This is a genomic window from Mycobacterium sp. IDUB_1 (genome assembly GCF_055419625.1).
On record NZ_JBVAYA010000001.1, the window covers coordinates 1,600,270 to 1,617,458 of the forward strand.

The window sequence follows — 17,189 nt, forward strand, 5'->3', positions numbered from 1 at the left end:
ACGGGCTCAGGCGGGACTGTCCCCATGACTCAGCACACCGATACTGACGATATCGATCCACTCCACCAAGGCCCTGACAGCACGCCACGCCTGCGCCTCCAGCGCAAGGGGTCCAGTAGGGGTTTCGTCGACGGAGCGTGGTGGCCACACAGCGACGACCTGAGCGCCGAATTGCCCGATCTGCTCACCGTGCTCTCGGTACGACTCGGGAGCATCGAGCGAGTCCGGTACAACCGGGCCGAATGGCTGGCGGCGCCATCCAAGATTCGCTTCGCAGATCAACTGGTGCGGCTCGACGGCTACGACAGGCACCCGGCAGGCACGCTCGGGGTGCAGGGAGGCAGGGGCGGCGAAATGCTGCTGCTCGTGATACCCGCCCAGACCGACCCCGATAGTGCACACGCCGCCATGATGGCCACCGCGGCCTCGGAGAGCGCTTCGCGCATCCGGGAACTCCTCGCGACGTGATGCCGCTGGCGAGCGGAGTTGTACAACCCCAGCGAATATCCAAAGGTAAAGGCGCACAACATTTCACACATCACTTCACGCATGGCGATCGGCTGACCATGTCTGCATCACACGCTCTGGCCATGCCGCGGCCGATACGCTTCGGCGTCCTCGGCACGTACGTCCCTACGTTGTGCGGAGTAGCCCGGTTCAGCGCCGGTTTGGCCAACGAGTTGCAATCGCTGGGCAACGACGTCGAGATCGTGCGTGTCGCCGACGGTTCTGGACGTGAATCCGAGGACACCGAGCTGGTCAGTGGTTCGGCGACCTCGATCGAGGCGTGCGTGGACCGGCTGAACGGCAACGACGTTGCGGTCATTCAACACCAGTACGGCCTCTACGGTGGCAGCCACGGCGACGAGGTGCTGTCACTCATCGAATCGCTTGACGTGCCGTCCATCGCGGTGGCTCACGAAGTTCTCGAGAACCCCAAACCCCACCAGCGCTGGGTCATGGAACGCATTGCGGCGATGACGGATCGCATCGTCGTCATGTCCGCATGCGCACGAGACCGGTTGTGTCGTGACTACGGGGTCGAGCGGCGAAAGGTCGTCACGATTCCCCACGGCGGCACCGTGTTCAGCGGTCCGCGCCTCAAGCGGCCCAGCCGGCCCACGATCCTGACGTGGGGAATGCTGGCCCCCGGCAAGGGCGTCGAAAAGGTCATCGACGTGATGAGCTCGCTGCAGAGCCTCGCCGGCCGCCCACGCTACGTTGTCGTCGGTCCGACGGACCCCAGGGAATCAGCTCTCCACGGTGACGCGTATCGGGAGGCGTGCATTGAACGGGCCCGCACCAACGGGGTCGCAGACTCCGTGTCCTTCGATCCCCGTTCGTACAACCGGGCGTCGCTGACTGCACTGATCCAGTCGGCGTCGGTGGTGGTACTTCCCTACGCCTCCACCGACCAGGTGTCGTCCGCCATCCTCGTGGAAGCCATCGCCAGCGGCCGGCCCGTCGTGGCAACGGCGTTCCCGCACGCTGTGGAGCTGCTGTCGGGTGGGGCAGGGATCCTGGTCGACCACGACGACTCCGATGCCCTGGCAACCGCACTACGCCAGATCCTGACGCAGCCGAGGTTGGCCGGAGCGCTGGCGGCCGAGGCGCGGCAACTGGCCCCGGACTTCGCGTGGTCCACGGTGGCTGCGGCCTACACGGCCCTGGGGCAGCGTCTCGTCGCCGAACGCGGCGTCGCCGAGATGGGCTCCGTTTTCTCGCAGGTCGGCAGCACGCCCCAGCGGCGATAGTCACCGAGTATGCGGTCGGCGGCCCGACACGTCGAATGCGTTGCGGGCGAATCTCTTTGAATGCGAGACTAGGATGCCGATGGCGGATTCGGCGTCCCGCGTACGTCACTGCATCCAGGGGCGTAATGTAAGGTCTCGAGGCCAGCTACAGGGGGGGACCAGCATCAGCCGGCAATCCTCCGCAGAACAGGGGCCACAACGCATGAATCAATCGCTGCCCACATCGGGACAACCCCGTGTCGGGCCGACGGCGCGGTAGGGGTGACGTTTCGCGAACAGCTTCTCGCCGCCGTGGACGGTCGCCGTGGCGTTGACGCCGCCGACCGGCTCTGTGAGGCGTGCGTGATGTTGCTCGACGTCGACGCCGCCGCCATCTCGCTGGTCTTCGACGGCGCTTCCACTGGCACCCTTGGCTCCAGCGGAGGTGACGCGCGTGCCCTGGACGAACTCCAATTCACCGTGGGTGAGGGTCCGTGCCTCGAGTCCATCACGTTGTGCTCGCCGGTGATAGTGACCGACCTGGCCGATCCGGCCGAGCAGCGGTGGCCGGTCTACGGGCGGGCAATGCTCGACCTGCGGATCCGCGGCGTCTACGCGATGCCGGTGGTGGTCGCGGGTGAGTACGTGGGTGCCCTCGACCTGTTCCGAGCGGTGCCCGGCCGGCTGGCCGAAGGGCAGCTCGCCGGTGCCATCGTGGCCGCTGAACTGGCAGGCATCCCGGTACTGGATCTTCTCGACGCGGATCTGCATGCCGCGGTCAGTGACCCGGACAGCACCGCGTGGACAGAGCTGAACGCCCTGTCGCGGGCTGAGGTCAGCCAGGCCACTGGCATGCTCGTCGCTCAGCTGGGTATCGAACCTGCTGAGGCGTTGCTGCGCCTGCGCGCCCACGCCTACGCAGCCGGCCGGGCCGCCACCGAGGTGGCTCGAGACGTTCTCGAGCGCCGACTGCGGTTGGAATGACGGGCGTGCGGCAGGCACCTGGATGGAGGCCAACATGACAGACACCCCGCGCGAAGAACTCGTGCTCGATGCGGTCAACTCCCTTGTCGACAGTCTGCTCGTCGACTTCGACGTGGTCGACCTTCTGACCGAACTGACCGAACGCTGCGCACACCTGCTCGACGTCGCCGCGGCCGGCTTCCTGCTCGCCGACCCCTTCGATCGATTACACCTGCTGGCGGCCACCACGCAACAGGCTCGCGATCTGGAGATCTTCCAGCTGGAGATCGACCAAGGCCCGTGTGTCGACTGCTACATGACCGGTACCGCAGTGTCGGTTGCAGCCCTGGATGCCGATGCCGAGGCGCGCTGGCCGCAGTTCGTTCCGGAAGCCGTCGCGGACGGCTTCGCGTCGGTGCACGCAGTGCCGATGCGCGCAGCGGGGATCGTTCTCGGTGCCCTCGGTCTGTTCGGCACCTCGCCCGGAGCACTCGGCCAGGCCGATCTGCTGGTGGCCCAGACGCTGGCGCACATCGCGTGCGTGACGATATTGCAGGGCCAGGCGCCGACGCCGGCGACCGTGCTGCCGCAGCTTCGGGCCGCTCTGGCCGGCCGCACCGTGGTGGAGCAAGCCAAAGGCCTGCTGCGGGAGGTGCTCGACGTCCCGGTCGAGGAGGCGTTCGCCGTGCTGCGCTCGTTCTCGCACACCAATGGCCGCCACCTCACCGATCTGGCGCGCCAGCTGATGACCGACCGCTACGCGCGACCGGTGCTGATCGCAGAGATCACCCAATTCGTCAACCCACCCGTGCATTAGCTGCGGTGGCGGGCGCGGGCCCGGCGCACGGCATCGTCCACCAGCCGCTCGGCGATCGTCACGAGCTTCACGTTCTCCTGCTGGCTCATCTGCGTCAACCGCTCGAACGCCTGATCGGCACTCGCGCCCGAACGGCTCCGGATGATCCCGATCGCCTGGTCGATCACCGCACGACTGCCGAGCGCGCGCTGCAACTGCTCGGTGCGGTTCTGGGCGGAGTGCAGCAACTGGGCGTGATAGACGGACACGGCCGCCGAGGCGGCGAACTGTACCCCGAGCACGGCGGCATGCTCGCCGAACGCGTCGCGGGACTTCGCGTAGGCGTTGATCGCGCCGATCACCTCACCCGAGACGATCAGGGGCAGCGACAGCGCTGAGTGCACGTCCATCCTGGCGACCCGCCCGCCGAAGTGTGGCCAACGATCGTCACTGCCCAGGGAGCCGCTGATGGCTACCCGGCGGGACTCCATGCAGGTCAAGCACGGCCCCTCGTGGAACTCCTCGTACTGAACCCTGTCGATGATCTCGACGAAATCCGCTGTCGCGGTGACGGCTCGGACTTCGTGATGTCCGTGCATCAGGACAGTGCTCGCGCCGTCGACGTTCGGAATCGCGATCGTCGCGAATTCCGCGACGTTGCGCAGCAATTCGGGAACAGACCGAGCGTCGGCGACCAGCTCTGCAACTCCTCGAAGGCCGGCGAGCATGTCGACATCGTCTGCATCGCGTTGTGCGGCAGACGGTTCGACGGGTACCTCGCGACCCGGCTGTATGTCGTAGTCGGCCATCCTGTCCTCGGACGCTACTCCTTTGCAGTGGGCGAGCAGAAGACCTTGGTCTCGTCAGCTGACCAGTGAGAGTGCGTGCGCCCGCCGGAGTTTGCCCGATGGGGTCTTGGGGATGGTCCCCGGTTCGAGCACCACAACGTTGCGCGGGCGAACGTCGACCTCGGCGAACACTTCGTGGGCGACCGCTCGCTCGACCCGGCGCACCTGGGCTTCATCGCGGAAGTCTTTGCATTCGACTGCTACTGCGAATGTCTCCCGCGAGAGGCCCGCGTCGAGGCGCACTGCCACCGCACAACCCGGTCGGACCCCCTCGACGCGGCCCGCGGCGCGTTCGATGTCGGTCGGGTAGATGTTGCGACCGGCCATGATGATGACGTCCTTGAGCCGCCCGCAGACAACGACTTCGCCGGTCTCGGTGACGTAGCCCAGATCGCCGGTGTCGTACCATCCTCGATCATCTTGTGCAGCGAGGAATCCCGCGACGGTGGTGTAGCCCTTCGTCACCGGGTCGCCACGGACCTCGATGACTCCGACGCCGCGGGGCGACAGCTCGCTGCCGTCCTCGTCGACCACGCGCAGCTCGAGGCCTTCGAGCGGCTTGCCCAGAGAGACCAACCGGCGGGTGTGGCCTTTGGTCGCAGGTATCGCGCGGTGCAGTACGGCCATCAGGTCGGCGTCGATCTCGTCGACGACCATGCCGCCACCGCACTGGGAAAAAGACACCGCGACGGTCGTCTCGGCCATTCCGTAGGCGGGGATGATCGCCTCGGGCCGCAGCCCGAATGGCGCGCCGGCGTCGCAGAGATCCTCGACGTCGAGGGGGTCGACCTGCTCGGCACCGGAGAGCGCCCAGCGCAGTGACGAGAGATCGAACGCTCCCGGTTCGGCCTGCCGCCGCAGCCGCTTGGCCAGCAGGGTGTAGGCAAAGTTCGGTGCAGCGGTCATCGTGCCGCGATACTTGTCGATCAGCTTGGGCCACAACAGGATATCGCTCAGGAAATCCATCGGGGTGATCTTCACCAGCTCCGCGCCGTAGTACATCGGCACGGTCAGGTAGCCCGTCATTCCCATGTCGTGGAAGCAGGGGAGCCAACTCACGATCACATCGGTGTCGACGTCGAAATCACAGCCGACGGTCATCGCCGCGGCGTTGGCGACGATGTTGGCGTGCGTGATCTGCACGGCCTTGGGCGACCCCGTCGACCCCGAGGTCAGCTGCATCAGGGCGATGCTGTCGTCGGCAGTGTCGAGCGGGTCGATCGGCGCGCAACCCAGTAGTCCCTCGATGGTCAGCACCGTCATGCCCAGCGACTCGAGGACAGGCGCGGCGGCCATGAACGGATCGGAGATCACCACGGCGCGTGCGGCGATCATCGTGATCACAGCGGTGGTCTCCTCGGCCCAGCGCACGAGATCGGTTCGCGGAGTGGGTTGATGCACCATGGTCAGGCTCGCGCCGCGCATCCAGATGCCCTGCGCGGTGGGCGCAATCTCGACGGGGGCGCCCGCCAGAACCGCGACGGCGTCGCCGGGCCCGATGCCGGCGGCGGCCAGTCCGCCGGCCACCCGGCGAGCCCGTTCGTGCACGTGCGCCCAGGTGTGGCGAACGGGTGCATGCGGTTCGCCGGTGTTCAGCCCCTTGGTGCTGGACCGGGCGTTGGAATACATCGTTTCGGTGAAAACGCTCATGACAGGCCCCTATGGCTTCACGTCTGCAGAGGACGATGAAGGGTGTGTTCGGATGGCCGGTCCGCGCGGATACCGCTGCGGGCCGCTACTCGTGCGGGGTGTCGCTGGAATTCGACCACTGCCGCCCCGGAGCGGGCGGCGGTAACGCGTGACCTCCTCGGGGTCACCCCAGACGGTCCCCGGTCCGATCGGAACGAGGGGCACTGTGTCGGACGCACCGACTGTACCGATACGAACCTCGATCAACGGCAGAGCGCGCCGAACGAGATGCACGTCGTAGTAGCTGTATCTCAACCGTGATCCCTCGAGCACCGACATCCATGACTGGTCGGCTGACGTCGAGTCAGAGAGTCGGCGGGGATCTGATCGCCGCCGCGACGTTTCCGGGAAGCTGAGGAATCAACCCGCAGCAACCTTAGCGTGTCCCCGCGCGGGATCGGCGGTGACCCGCCGTCAACGATGAAGATCGAACTGACTCCTCGGTAAGAAAAGGGTCGAATCCGCCCCGCGGCCGGGGCTCGACGCGGTAAGACTTGTCCATGGGTGCGGGATCATGTGTGGGTCGTGTTGGTGGATTGGCAGTCGCACTGGGGATCGGAGCCGCGGTTCTCGCAGGTGCGGGCGTCGCTGCGGCCGAGGACGGCGGCGATTCCTCCAGCACACCCTCGGTGACGTCCAATACATCGACATCGCAGGCATCGCCGACCTCGAAGGCGCCGCGGAAGACGCTCAAGACACTGAAGGCGCAGCGATCCTCGGCGGACAAGCCGGATGCGGACACCAGGCCCGTCCGCAACCGGCACAGGCTGGCGGCGACCACACCGGCTGCGAAGGCAGACGAGGCGCCGCCCGCGATCCGGCTCGTCGACACCGTCGCAGAACCCGAGGTGGCGCGCGTCGAGTCGGTTGTGGCCGAGGTACCCCCGATCGTGCAGAAGCCTTTCTGGACGAAGAAGGCGGCTGTCGGGCAGGACGAACCCGAGGTGGCCGCGGCCGTTGCGCAGGAGCCCGCACGCGCTCTGACATCACTGCGGGAGCGGATCGCCGCCAAGCGTGCCGACGCGAACGTCGGCGACGATCCGACGCTGCCCGGGCTGGCATCGCTGGTCATGTCGGTGGTGGCGGCCGGTCGGGAGGCCACCGACGACACCTCGCCTACCGTCGCCGCCGCGCAGGCCACGAGCCAGGTGGCGGACAGCTATCCGATCCCGGAGGGGGTCACGGTCGAGGAGGTGCACCCGCCGCTGTTCTGGTTGCAGCGCATCCCGGTGCTCGGCACGTTCGTCTTCACGCCGATCGTCCGCACGCTGCATGCTCTTCCGCTCGTCGGGGATGCGCTGCAGCCCATCATCGGGTTCCCCCTCAACCGGTTCGACCCGCCGGGGACGCCGCAGCCGAAGAGCTATTGGGTCACGTCGTTCGACGGAACCCGGATCTTCGTCAACGTGATGCCGTCGCTGACGTTCGACGAAACGGGCCAAGCCCCAACGGTTCTCGACGGTCCCGGCCTCGGTTTGCCGGGGTCGACGTCGCTGGCGCTGCACAACGACAGCCTGCTTCCGTATGACGTGATCGGGATCGGCAGGCTGCGGGCAGCGGGCTACAACGTGGTCACGTGGGATCCGCGGGGTGAGTGGCGGTCCGGGGGCATCATGCATCTGGACTCCCCGGATCTCGAGGGCCGCGACGTCTCCCACATCATCAGTTTCCTCTCGACGCTTCCGTACGTGCGACTCGACGCGACGAACGATCCGCGCCTGGGCATGGTCGGTGCCTCCTACGGCGGCGGTATCCAATTGTCTGCTGCTGCAATCGATCACCGCATCGATGCCATCGTGCCCACGATCGCGTGGAACGACCTCGTCGACGTGCTCTTCCCCCGTGGTGCGGTCAACAGCGCCTGGGGCACCCTGCTGCCTGCAGTCCTGGTGTTGACGCTGGCGCGCGAACACCCGCGCATCCTCCCGGTCGCCGTCATGGGTGTGTTGTTCGGCAAGGTGAAGCAGTCCGACCTCGACCTGGTCGAGAGCTTCGGCTTCGCCGACCAGATCAAGGACATCACCGCGCCGACCCTGCTGATCCAGGGCACAGTGGACACGCTGTTCCCCCTCAGCCAGGCCGATGCCAACGCCCAGGCTCTCCTCGCCGCGGGCACCACCACCAAGGTGATCTGGTACTGCGGTGGCCACGGCGCGTGCCTGAGCCAGCCCAAAAGAGGCGAGGTGATCCTCGACCGGACCATGGACTGGCTGGATCACTACGTGATGGGCGACGAACGCGTCTCCACCGGGCCGCAATTCGAGTGGACCGACCAGAACGGGGTCTGGTACAGCTCCGGCACGTACCCGGTGGACAACGGCGACCCGATCATCGCGACCGAAGACGACCCGAAGACCATTCCGTTCATCCCGTTCCTCGGCGGCTCGGGGCCCGACCCCCGCATCCTCTTCCACGGACCGCTGCAGACACTGCTGGGTATCGCCTCAGCCGGCCCCGCGCTGAATGCGGTGAATCTGAAAGTGCCTCCGGCGCAGGATCTCACGCACATCGTCGGTGCGCCGGCGCTGACCCTGACCTACTCGGGCCGCGGCAACGCCAAGCACGTCTACGCCCAGATCGTCGACGACAAGACCGGCCTGGTTCTCGGTACGCAGGCGACACCCATTCCGGTGACGCTCGACGGCGTCACGCGCCAGGTCACGTACTCCCTCGAGGAGGTGGCGCACACTCTGCAGCCGGGTGAATCGGTGACGGTCCAGCTCGTCACCTCCACGATCAAGTTCCTGAACTTCTACTCGTGGGGCCGCATCACCGTCGACGGCATGACGATCAAGCTCCCGACGCTGGCCGCCGACGCTCCGGCGGCGGCGATCCCGGCCTGAGGGCAGATCAGTCGAAACACTGTCGCCCGCATGCTCGCGTGACCGAGGATGAGGCATGCCCTCCCGCACTCCTGACGACATCCGCACAGCACTCGAGCACTGCTACACCGCGATGGAGAAGCTCGCGGCGGATCTGAGCGACGCCGACTGGCACGCCCAGTCGCTGTGCCCGGACTGGACCGTGCGTGGCGTGTTCGACCACGTCGTCAGCATCGAGGCCGTGCTCGCCGGGTGGCTGCCCGACAGCGTCGACGCTCTGCCCCCGTTCGAGCGGGCGGCCGAGTTCGTCGCCGACCCGACGCCGTATCCGGAGAAGATGCGCGCGGTCTTCGAGCAGCGGCGCCGCGATCTCGCCGCGCTGTCGCCCGAGGACTACGACCGCCCGTCCTGGATGCCCGTCGGCCCCGGCACGTACGGCCGGTTCTTGGCCATCCGGGTCTTCGACATCTGGGTCCACGAACGCGACATCACCACCGCGCTGGGCCTGTCCAGCGACGACGGCGGCGTCGCAGCGGAACTGGCGCTGGACCAGGTCGACAGCTCGATCGGTTACATCGTCGGCAAGAAGATCGGCCTGCCCGACGGCACGAGCATCACGTTCGACCTCACCGGTCCGGTCGTGCGGACGCTGAATGTGCGCGTCGACGGCAAGGCCAAAGCGGTCGACCACCTCGACGACCCAGATGTCGTCGTCACCACCGACTCCACCACCTTCATTCAACTGGCGTCCGGCCGCATCGACCCCCAGGCGCAGATCGATGCCGGTCGCATCCGCTGGACCGGCACCGGCGAACTCGGTGACCGCGCCGCACGCAACCTGAGGTTCACGATGTGACACCGAATTCGGTTGTCGCCGTGGACTTCCACTTCGACGTGATGTGCCCCTTCGCCTACCAGACGTCTCGCTGGATTCGCGAGGTGCGCGATCTCACCGGGATCACGGTGAACTGGCGGTTCTTCAGCCTCGAGGAGATCAACCGCCAGGAGGGCAAGAAACACCCGTGGGAGCGGGAGTGGTCCTACGGCTGGTCGATGATGCGGATCGGGGCGCTGCTGCGCCGGCAGTCGATGTCCGCCGTGGACGCGTGGTACGAGCGGGCTGCCCGTGCCCTGCACGTCGACGGCCACAAGCCGCACGAAAAGGGAGTGGCCCGGCACCTCCTCGCCGAGCTCGGCTTCGAACCGGGGTTGGTCGACGAGGCCATCGGTGACCCGACCACCAACGACGAGGTGCTGGCCGATCACCGCCGCGTCGTCGCCGCCGGCGGTTACGGGGTGCCGACGCTGTTCTTCGCCGACGGTCAGTGCCTGTTCGGGCCGGTACTGATCGACCCGCCGACCGGCGAGGCGGCACTGCGACTCTGGCACGCCGTCGTGGCGTGGACCGAGTTCCCGCACCTCTACGAGCTGCAGCGGCCCAAGACGGCCGCCGACCAGCAGGCGATCACCGAGACGTTCCGCCCCTACCTGCAGGCCAGGGACTGGGTGTCGATCAACCGCGGCGAGGTCGTGCAGTTCGACGAGCCGGGAGTTTGACGACTCCACCGCAACGGGTACCTCGCTGCGGTGGAACGGCTGGGTGGTCTCGACGCAGGTCTGCTGTACAGCGAATCTGCCACGGTGCCGCTACACGTCTCGTCGGTGGTGCTGGTCGACACGTCGACGGTGCCGGGTGGATTCGCCTACGAACGGTTCCGTCGCGACATCGGTGATCGCATCAAAGCGCTGCCCGAACTGCGTGCCAAGCTCGGTGACAGCCAGTTCAACCTCGACCATCCAGTGTGGGTGCAGGACCGGGACTTCGACCTCGACCGCCACCTGAACCGGATCGCTCTGCCGTCGCCGGGCGGACGCAAGGAGCTGGGGGACGTGTGCGGGCACATCGCCTCCATCCCGCTGGATCGCAGCAAGCCGCTGTGGGAGATGTGGGTCATCGAGGGTGTCGACGGGGCGTCGCTCGACGCCGGTGGTCCGCTGGCTCTGATGATCAAGGTGCACCATGCCGCCGTCGACGGCGTGTCTGCGGCGAACCTATTGGAGACCCTCTGCGACCTCGAACCGGATGCGCCGCCGCCGGCCCCGGTCGAGGGCCCGGGTGAGGCGCCGGCATGGGCGATCGCCGCCGACGGGTTCGTACGCTTCGTGACGCGGCCGTGGCAGTTGACGCGGGTGGTTCCCGAGACCGCGGCGATGGTGGTCAAGACCATAAACCGGGCGGTGTCGGGCACCGCGATGGCGGCGCCCTTCACCGCGCCGAGGACACGGTTCAACGCAGAGCTCACGTCGGAACGATCGATCGCGCTGGTGCAGCTGGACCTGGGCGACGTGAAGAAGGTCAAGGACCACTACGGCGTCAAGGTCAATGACGTGGTGATGGCGTTGTGCGCAGGTGCCCTGCGCGGGTATCTGGCCGACCGCGACGAGTTGCCGGCCAAGCCGCTGATCGCGGTCGTGCCGTCGTCGGTGCACGGCCAGTCCGACCGCCCAGGCCGCAATCAGCTCTCCGGAATGTTCTGCAACCTCCACACCGATGTCGCCGACTCGCAGGAGCGGCTCGACACGATTGCCGCATCCGACAAGAGGGCCAAAGAGCACAGCGGCTCCCTGGGGCCTACGTTGCTCGTGGACTTGGCGCAGCTGCTCTCGCGCAACATGTACAGCTGGATGCTGGCCTTGCTGTCGCGAACCCCGCTGACCCGGACAGCCATCCACAACGTGGTGATCTCCAACGTCGCGGGACCGCCGGCGACCCTCTACAGCTGTGGAGCCGAGGTGACCGGGCTGTACCCGCTCGGCCCGATCTTCCACGGTTCCGGGCTCAACATCACGGTGATGTCGGTGGGCCACCGGCTCAACGTGGGCGTCATCTCCTGCCCGCAGCTGGTCGATGACCTGTGGGATCTGGCCGATCGCTTCGACGTCGAGCTGGGTGAGCTGCTGCGGGGCTGCTGACCCAGCTCGCCGCGGGCTGTCCCGGACGGTGACCACGCGATGACGGTCTTCGTCGACTACTCGCCGGGCAGCGCGGGCGCGGTGCGGGCGGGCGAGGCGTTCTGGGAGCCCGGGGGTGATGTCATTCACTATTCGGACGCGAACCTCCGCAGCGATGCGCGGCTACGTTTCCTGGTCACGATGTTGTGCACCCCCGACACGCCGATGTTGGTGCTGGTCGGCGAGGACGAATTGCGGGCACGGAGGCATTTGCGCGTCACCGCTCGCTGACACCACCGGACGCTCACCCGGTAGGTTTCCTCTTCGGTCGGAGGGGTCACACGAACAGGGCGCGACGAAAGGAAGCCAACAGTGAGCACCCCACGCGTGGGGACGCGGTTCGGACCCTACGAGCTGCGCTCCCTGCTCGGCGTCGGGGGAATGGGTGAGGTGTACCGCGCCTACGACACGGCGCGTGAGCGCATGGTGGCGATCAAGCTGCTGCGCCCGGAGATGGCCGCGGACGGAAGCTTCCAGGAGCGTTTCCGCCGCGAGTCGCGGATTGCGGCCCGCCTGCAGGAACCCCACGTCATCCCCGTGCACGATTTCGGCGAGATCGACGGTGTGCTCTTCATCGACATGCGCCTCGTCGAGGGGGCCAGCCTCAAAGAGGTGCTGCGCGCCCATGGCGCTCTGCAGCCGCGGCGCGCGGTGGCGGTCATCCGTCAGGTTGCGTCGGCGTTGGACGACGCACATGCCAACGGCCTGGTGCATCGCGACATCAAGCCGGAGAACGTGCTGCTGACGCCCGACGACTTCGCCTACCTGGTGGATTTCGGCATCGCCCACGGCGGTGGTGAGGCGACCGTCACCTCCACGGGACTGGTCGTCGGGTCGTGCGACTACATGGCACCGGAGCGGTTCAGCGGGGAACGCGGCGGCCCGGCGTCCGATGTGTACTCGTTGGCGTGTCTGCTCCACGAGACGCTGACGGGCCGAGCGCCGTTCGAGGCAGGTGACGTGCGCCAGGTGATGAGCGCTCACATGTTCTCGGCGCCGCCGCGGCCGAGCATCATGCGCCGCGGCATCAGCCGGGCGTTCGACGACGTGGTGGCCCGCGGGATGGCGAAGGCGCCCGGGGATCGCTACACCTCCGCCGGGGATCTCGCGCGGGCGGCAGGAGCGGCGGCCGAGCGTGCGCCGAGTGCTGCGCCGGTCCTGCCGGTCGGGCCGAGTGCTGGCCCGGCCGCGCCGGCAGCTCCGCCGCCGTCGACGCGGCGCTTCTCGTCGACGCAACCGCCGCCGCCTTACGCGCCCGCTCCGCAGTCTCCGCCGCGACCGGCGCAGCGGTTCAGCCGAGGTCAGGTGGCGCTGATGGCAGCCACGATCGTGTTGCTCACTGCCGCCGCGGTTCTCGCCCTGGTGCTGGTGTTCAGCGGCGGCGACACCGGGACCGCACCCACCACCCGCCTGTCGGCGCCGTCGTCGACGTCGTCCGCTGAGGAGACGACGTCAGCAGAAACCACGACAACGTCGAACAGTCGGCCGATCAGCGGCGTTTCCGGCACGGATTCGCAAGGCTTCGTGGGGCATTCGGCGCGCTGCGACAGCGGCGACTCGGCGGCGGCCGCGATCCGCACCGCTCAGTCGCTGGCTGTGGTGTGCAGGTCCGGTGACAGCTACTACTACCGCGGTGAGCGCCTGCGCGACGGGGCGAATCTCGAAATCCAGAACGCGCAGCGCTCCGGCGACGGGTTCACCGCCGTCAACCCCGCCGACGGCCTGGTGTACAGCGTGCAGCCCGACCAGTTGACGGTGTCCAGCAGTCGCGGCACCGATCGCGAGGCGGCAGTCGAATACGGTTCGAACTGACCCTCTGTGGGTGCTCGAGCGTGGGCCTCGCGCACGCGTCTGGTCGATTTTGCGTGCACAGGCCCCACGCTGGGTGGTTCGCTCGTACAGTACGGCTACGCAACTAGGGGAGGGCTCCGATGACCACCACCGCAGTGCCGCGGTCGAGTGCCGCCGAAACCCGGCGGGCGATCTGGAACACCATCCGAGGGTCATCCGGCAACCTCGTCGAGTGGTACGACGTCTATGTCTACACCGTGTTCGCAACCTATTTCGAGGGCCAGTTCTTCGATGAGTCCGAGAAGAACTCGACGGTGTACGTCTACGCGATCTTCGCGATCACGTTCGTCATGCGGCCGGTGGGGTCGTGGTTCTTCGGGCGCTTCGCGGACCGGCGGGGTCGACGGGCGGCCCTGACAGTCAGCGTGTCGCTGATGGCGTTGTGCTCGTTGGTGATTGCGATCGTGCCGTCGCAGGCCGTGATCGGCACCGCGGCGCCGATCATTCTGATCCTCGCCCGGTTGGTCCAGGGTTTCGCGACTGGCGGCGAATACGGCACGTCGGCCACGTACATGTCGGAGGCGGCGACGCGGGAGCGGCGGGGGTTCTTCTCGTCGTTCCAGTACGTGACGCTGGTCGGCGGACATGTGCTCGCGCAGTTCACCCTGCTCATCCTGCAGACCTTCCTCGACGACCAACAGCTCCGCGAGTTCGGTTGGCGCATCGCGTTCGCCGTCGGTGGTGTGGCCGCGATCGTGGTGTTCTGGCTGCGGCGCACGATGGACGAGTCGCTGTCCGAGGACGTGATCGAGGCGGCCAAGGCCGGCGAGGATCCTGGCGCCGGGTCGATGCGCGCGCTGTTCACCGAGTACCGCCGCCCGCTGTTCATGTGCTTCCTGATCACCCTCGGCGGCACCGTGGCGTTCTACACCTACAGCGTCAACGCGCCGGCCATCGTCAAGACCGCGTACAAGGGCGAAGGCATGACGGCGACGTGGATCAACCTGGCCGGGCTCGTCTTCCTGATGCTGCTGCAACCGATCGGCGGGATCATCAGCGACCGGATAGGTCGCAAGCCGATGCTGGTGTTCTTCGGCATCGGCGGAGTGTTCTACACCTACGTGCTGATTACGTTCCTGCCCGAGACACGTTCTCCGCTCACGTCGTTCGCATTGGTGGCCGCGGGATACATCATCTTGACCGGATACACCTCGATCAACGCGCTGGTGAAGTCCGAGTTGTTCCCTGCCCACATCCGGGCGCTCGGCGTGGGTGTCGGCTACGCGCTCGCCAACTCGATATTCGGCGGTACGTCCCCGCTCATCTACCAGGCGCTCAAGGAACGTGACCAGGTGCCACTGTTCATCGGCTACGTCACCGTCTGCATCGCGATCTCGTTGGTCGTGTACGCGTTCTTCCTGCGCAACAAGGCCGACACCTACCTCGACCGAGAACGGGGATCGGCGTTTCGCGCGTGAGCTGCTACCGCTGCAGCGCCATGTCCCAGAACGCGATCTCGTGCTCGAGGACCTCGCGGACGAGGTCGGCGTGGGTGTCCGGATCGGCCACCCGCTCGAGTCCTTCCACATAGGACGTGAATTCGGGGACTGTCCAATGTTCGACGAACTCCGCGAACGGTGAGTCGTCGGACCTGGCGTGCGACCACGCGAGCAGGTAGACCTTCTCGATCGCCCACAGCGCTGTGAGGGCGGCGTCGGCGGGCTCGGCATCGAGGCGGGTGAGCAGTTCGCGGTAGGCCAGTGTCGCCGGCAGCGCGTGGGCCTCGACGTCGAGTCCGCGCTCCGAGGCCTTCACCTCGAACCAGTCGAGTTCGGCGACCAGCGCCACGCATCCGCCGGCCACCACTTCTTGTGCGGGGCGGGGTACGCGGGCCAACAGCCGAGCCTGGAAGGTCAGTAGGTCGGTGACGAACAGGACGTCCTGGACCAGCCACCGGTCGAATGCCGCGGTACTGATGCTGCCGTCCCGCACGGCGTCGAGGAACAGATGCTGGGTGGCTGCCGTCCAGAGTGAATCATGCATACCGACAAAGTAATCGTGCGGGTACTTGGACAGGACGCACTACTACTCGCAATGTCGAGTAGAGCACTACTCGTGTGTTCGGTGCCGGTCGGGAGCACAGTGGCTGACATCAGCGGCCGCCGTCATCACGGAAAAGGGGCTCATCATGGCCAAGGCGTACTTCATCAACGGCGGGACCTACTCGCGATATGACACCGCAGCCGACCGGGTCGATGCCGGATATCCCAAGCCGATCAGCAATGGATGGTCGGGCATCGACGCCACAGGATTCGCGAGTGGTTGTGATAGCGCATTCGATCTCGGCAACGGCAAGCTGTACCTCTTCCTGGGTTCGAACTATGTGCGGATCGACCAGGCCAGCAATGCGGTCGACGGCGAGGTCCGACCGATCGCCGGCAACTGGGGCGGATTCGCCGAGAACGGGTTCGGCGACACCATCCAGGCTGTTGTCAACTGGGGTGATGGCAAAGCTTACTTCTTCCGCGGCGACAGTTACATCGAGTACGACATCGCCACCGACACAGTGGATCCCAATGCGTCCGGGCTCATCGCCGGCAACTGGCCGGGCATGGCCGAAGCGGGCTTCGCCGACTCCATCGACTGTGCGGTTATGTGGGACAACGGCAACGCCTACTTCTTCAAGGGTGACCAGTACGTCCGCTACGAAGTCGGCGTCGGAGTCGCCGACGGTTACCCGTTGCCCACCGCAGACTATTGGACGGGTCTCGCTGGTCACGTCGACGCTGCCTGGCTGAAGCTCACCGGCGGGTCTGGCGGCGGTGGGGGTGGCGACCAGACATCTATCGCCGGTCTGGTACCCGGCGACCACGTGTGGTACTGGAACGGCAATATCTCCGTCGCACAGGACATTCCCCGCTTCGACTGGTTCGACGGCCTCGACGGTAAGCGTCTCGATCCGAAAGACAAGACTGACTACGGCGGGCACGGCAAGGAGATCTACAACTTCGTGGTGCACGCCGACGGGATACTTCGGCGCGGCCAACCCCACATGACAGGATTCGCCGGTACCTTCGCGTGGCTGGACAACAACCCGGGCAACATCACCGGCGTCAAGGGCGGCACCAATTGGGGCCAATACATGAACAAGTTCAATTGGCACAGTTTCCTTGTGTTCCCGAGCGAGCAAGCCGGACGCGAAGCAATCAGTCGAGTGCTCTTGGAAGGTGGCTACCCCGCCAAGAACTGGGGTGCCAAGCAGTGGCCCGCAGGGCGATACCGCGACCTCGGCATCACCGAAGCGTTCCATCGGTGGGCGCCGGCCGAGGACGGCCACAACAAGCCCGATGTCTACGGGGCCAAGGCCGCGTCTGCCGCCGGCGTGCCGGAGACCACGGTGATCAGCACATTGACCGACGCGCAGATGAGCGCCGTGCAGGACGCGGTGAAAGACATGGAGGGCTGGGTCCCTGGTGTCGAACTGAGCCGTGACGATCCGAACGTTCCCGCCGCAGTACGCGCGGCACTGGCATAG

14 protein-coding genes and 1 pseudogene are annotated in these 17,189 nt (G+C 66.7%); 12 read left to right on the top strand and 3 right to left on the bottom strand.

Going from position 1 to position 17,189, the window contains the following annotated elements:
* Nucleotides 1-24: 24 nt before the first annotated feature.
* From ACZYYX_RS08270 to ACZYYX_RS08285, 4 genes are all read left to right on the top strand, one after another.
* The gene (locus tag ACZYYX_RS08270; protein ID WP_463813937.1) at nucleotides 25-468 is read left to right on the top strand and encodes a DUF5994 family protein; all 444 of its coding nucleotides are present in this window, start codon (nucleotides 25-27) and stop codon (nucleotides 466-468) included.
* 122 nt (nucleotides 469-590) lie between these two features.
* The gene (locus tag ACZYYX_RS08275) at nucleotides 591-1,754 is read left to right on the top strand and encodes a glycosyltransferase (RefSeq protein WP_463813938.1); all 1,164 of its coding nucleotides are present in this window, start codon (nucleotides 591-593) and stop codon (nucleotides 1,752-1,754) included.
* Nucleotides 1,755-2,015: 261 nt separating this feature from the next.
* Nucleotides 2,016-2,717 (top strand): GAF and ANTAR domain-containing protein, encoded by a 702-nt coding sequence (locus tag ACZYYX_RS08280; protein WP_463813939.1) that lies wholly within the window; start codon nucleotides 2,016-2,018, stop codon nucleotides 2,715-2,717.
* 34 nt (nucleotides 2,718-2,751) lie between these two features.
* Nucleotides 2,752-3,513 carry a GAF and ANTAR domain-containing protein gene (locus tag ACZYYX_RS08285; protein ID WP_463813940.1) on the top strand — a complete coding sequence of 254 codons (762 nt, stop codon included), beginning with the start codon at nucleotides 2,752-2,754 and terminating at the stop codon, nucleotides 3,511-3,513.
* Here the strand turns inward: ACZYYX_RS08285 and ACZYYX_RS08290 are convergent.
* Together ACZYYX_RS08290 and ACZYYX_RS08295 are read right to left on the bottom strand one after the other, a co-directional pair.
* On the bottom strand, nucleotides 3,510-4,301 hold the full coding sequence (locus ACZYYX_RS08290; protein WP_463813941.1) for a GAF and ANTAR domain-containing protein: 792 nt from the start codon (nucleotides 4,299-4,301) through the stop codon (nucleotides 3,510-3,512). The two genes, ACZYYX_RS08285 and ACZYYX_RS08290, sit on opposite strands and share 4 nt — an antisense overlap.
* A gap of 54 nt (nucleotides 4,302-4,355) precedes the next feature.
* Nucleotides 4,356-5,990: a fatty acyl-AMP ligase gene (locus ACZYYX_RS08295; protein ID WP_463813942.1), complete on the bottom strand. Its 1,635-nt coding sequence runs from the start codon at nucleotides 5,988-5,990 to the stop codon at nucleotides 4,356-4,358.
* Nucleotides 5,991-6,529: 539 nt separating this feature from the next.
* Here ACZYYX_RS08295 and ACZYYX_RS08300 point away from each other — a divergent pair.
* The 7 genes and pseudogenes from ACZYYX_RS08300 to ACZYYX_RS08330 all read left to right on the top strand — a co-directional run bounded on the left by ACZYYX_RS08300 (nucleotide 6,530) and on the right by ACZYYX_RS08330 (nucleotide 15,132).
* Nucleotides 6,530-8,872, top strand: coding sequence for a CocE/NonD family hydrolase (locus ACZYYX_RS08300; RefSeq protein WP_463813943.1), 2,343 nt, complete (start codon nucleotides 6,530-6,532; stop codon nucleotides 8,870-8,872).
* A 55-nt stretch (nucleotides 8,873-8,927) separates the two neighbouring features.
* Nucleotides 8,928-9,707, top strand: a complete 780-nt coding sequence (locus tag ACZYYX_RS08305) for a maleylpyruvate isomerase family mycothiol-dependent enzyme (RefSeq protein ID WP_463813944.1) — start codon at nucleotides 8,928-8,930, stop codon at nucleotides 9,705-9,707.
* Nucleotides 9,704-10,408 (top strand): mycothiol-dependent nitroreductase Rv2466c family protein, encoded by a 705-nt coding sequence (locus tag ACZYYX_RS08310; RefSeq protein ID WP_463813945.1) that lies wholly within the window; start codon nucleotides 9,704-9,706, stop codon nucleotides 10,406-10,408. Before ACZYYX_RS08305 ends, ACZYYX_RS08310 begins: the two co-directional genes overlap by 4 nt.
* Before the next feature lie 30 nt (nucleotides 10,409-10,438).
* On the top strand, nucleotides 10,439-11,824 hold the full coding sequence (locus tag ACZYYX_RS08315) for a WS/DGAT/MGAT family O-acyltransferase (RefSeq protein WP_463813946.1): 1,386 nt from the start codon (nucleotides 10,439-10,441) through the stop codon (nucleotides 11,822-11,824).
* 9 nt (nucleotides 11,825-11,833) lie between these two features.
* A pseudogene (locus ACZYYX_RS08320) lies at nucleotides 11,834-12,094 on the top strand (cupin domain-containing protein); the annotation flags it as partial.
* An 81-nt stretch (nucleotides 12,095-12,175) separates the two neighbouring features.
* Entirely contained in the window at nucleotides 12,176-13,675 is a 1,500-nt protein-coding gene (locus ACZYYX_RS08325) for a serine/threonine-protein kinase (RefSeq protein WP_463813947.1), read from the top strand.
* A gap of 119 nt (nucleotides 13,676-13,794) precedes the next feature.
* A complete protein-coding gene (locus ACZYYX_RS08330) occupies nucleotides 13,795-15,132 on the top strand; it encodes an MFS transporter (RefSeq protein WP_463813948.1) in 1,338 nt (445 codons plus the stop codon).
* Nucleotides 15,133-15,136: 4 nt separating this feature from the next.
* On the opposite strand, the gene ACZYYX_RS08335 is transcribed toward ACZYYX_RS08330, so the two are convergent.
* Nucleotides 15,137-15,697: a thiaminase II/PqqC family protein gene (locus ACZYYX_RS08335; protein WP_463813949.1), complete on the bottom strand. Its 561-nt coding sequence runs from the start codon at nucleotides 15,695-15,697 to the stop codon at nucleotides 15,137-15,139.
* 145 nt (nucleotides 15,698-15,842) lie between these two features.
* On the opposite strand from ACZYYX_RS08335, the gene ACZYYX_RS08340 reads away from it, so the two are divergent.
* Entirely contained in the window at nucleotides 15,843-17,189 is a 1,347-nt protein-coding gene (locus ACZYYX_RS08340; RefSeq protein ID WP_463813950.1) for a hemopexin repeat-containing protein, read from the top strand.